The sequence below is a fragment of the Methylobacterium cerastii genome, from assembly GCF_022179125.1.
Taxonomy (GTDB): Bacteria; Pseudomonadota; Alphaproteobacteria; order Rhizobiales; family Beijerinckiaceae; genus Methylobacterium; species Methylobacterium cerastii.
The window spans coordinates 1-2,000 of the sequence record NZ_BPQG01000103.1 but is presented as its reverse complement, the minus strand read 5'-3'; the positions used below and the strand labels follow the sequence as shown (position 1 = coordinate 2,000).

The following is a 2,000-nucleotide window of genomic DNA, read 5'->3' as shown; positions in this document are numbered from 1 at the left end:
AGCGCCGCCGCCGTTCGGCATCCTCCAGCAGCGCGACCCGCATCACCCCGACCCGCCGACCTTAACGCCAGCATTAAGGTCAGGCTTCAGCGCAGAGCGCGATGCCCTCGACCGCGGCCCTCACCGGAGGCGTACTGTTGGACACGGGTCGGTTCCACTATAGTATGAATTGATGTATCGGCGTGTAGTCCGTGACTGCAGGTTTGAGTTTTCGACGGACAGAGCGCGGAGGACTGCTTTTTTTGTCGGTCTGCCGGCGTAAATCTCTAGGAACGCCCCGCTTTTACCGATCACAGAATGGCGCGATCGGCAATTTTTAAAAATTAGCTCGCTTGGAGGTTCGGTACATGCCCGGGCTTCGCAACCTCTGTAATGGGACCGACTGCGCGAACGATGACGCTTGGCTGTCGGGTGTCAACCTAGGGGTCACGATAGCGTTCGACACGATCCAGCTCCGCGAGGACGCGATCTCTCGGTAGTCTCTGTTAAAACAAAGTGTCGTCATCGTGAGGTGCATACCGTATGTTGTTAAGCGGTATTACGCTTTTGCCCGTATCTTTGTCCTGTATCTCAGCTGCAACGGCCTCAAGAGGCTCTGGAATGAGAGCTTCAACGGTATCCTCAAGACTCTCTTTGAGGTCGTGCCCGATCTTCATCAGCACGAACGTCGATTTGAATTCTAAATCGTTAGCGTTGGACATGCGCATCAGCTCTCTTTAAGGGCGTACAACGCGCATGAAGTCGGATGGTCGCAAAGACTCCCAGCATGCCTCGGATCGTCAGTCTGCGGGGGCCTGCGCAGGGTCCTCGATCAGAGACTCTGGTTCCTCGGCGTTGGCCTCGATGCGCCGGGGTGCCCGATTTGATCGTGCTGCTGTTGAATTACAGCCTCCACAGATTGAGAGGATCGCACGGTCGCTACGAGTGGCGATGTGCCGCTCGAACTTGTCCATGCGAGCGCGCGCCTGCGCATTCGCGGCTTCGCTTGACACTGCGCCTGATCCCAAAGGCTTTGGAAGGCCCGCTGTGCTCTCCGCACTCGGCTGCGGATGCGGCGCCGCAAACCGCGTCTGCGCCTTGGCAGGCGCAGCGAGGGCAAGAGTGACGATCAGCAGAAGGAGAGCGTGACGCACGGGCAAGGACTCCACGAGAGCCGATCGTGTGTCGCTCTCAATGCAGGCGAAACCGCGGCTCGCGTGAATGCTTGGTTGCCGATGAAGCGGCGAACACCGGCTATGCGCGCGCACGATCGTGTTGCACCACATTTGGAACTCGGGACTGAGGTATCTTGCCTATGGGGCTGGCTGAGGCTCTTTGCTCGACTTTGGCCATTCAGGCCGCCTGGCACAGGGCGTAGGCCCAGGCTGGTGGAAGACGGAACCGAGGTTTCCTGCGGTCGCGCCTGCGGCCTGACATTGAAGAAGCTTCCTCGTGCCAGATAGTTCGACGGACGGCTGCGGGAGCATCGGAGAAGGTCGGCTGCGATTTGGGGTACCACGCTGTCGCCGCGACCTGCCGCCTCTCACGTGCTGTCAGTCGGGTGGCGAGCAGAGTGACGATGGAGAACAGGGCGAGCAGGCAGGGGGCGTACGAGCGATAGCCTTGTCGAACCACTGACGCTGTGTCTCGACGCCGAGATGGGCACACGCTTCCTGGAGGGTGACCTCGACCTGCCAGCGTCGGACGATCCTTCGACAAGCTCAGGATGAGGCACGTCACGATCTGGGTCGGGTCTCGTGCGGTGTCGGTGCAGAGCAGCCCTTGCGGCTCGAAGCGGTTCTCAGGATCGCGGATCAGAACCCAGCGGATCGGCACCCCTGGTAGACCGGAATGATGTCAGACGGCGGTGGCCGTGGCTCATATCGATTTACTCGCCCACTACGATCAATCCGGGTGGAAGGAAGGCCGCGATTTCTCAGCGGCGTTCCATACCAACGCCTATCTTGCCGCAAATCCTAATGTCGCTGCCGCACACATCGATCGTAAGCGCTGTTTTCAGG

1 protein-coding gene is annotated in these 2,000 nt (G+C 59.8%); it reads right to left on the bottom strand.

Going from position 1 to position 2,000, the window contains the following annotated elements; all coding sequences use genetic code 11:
- Window positions 1-485: 485 nt before the first annotated feature.
- Complete coding sequence (locus tag MFF13_RS24355) at window positions 486-707, bottom strand: hypothetical protein (protein ID WP_238273170.1); 222 nt, start codon at window positions 705-707, stop codon at window positions 486-488.
- Window positions 708-2,000 lie beyond the last annotated feature (1,293 nt).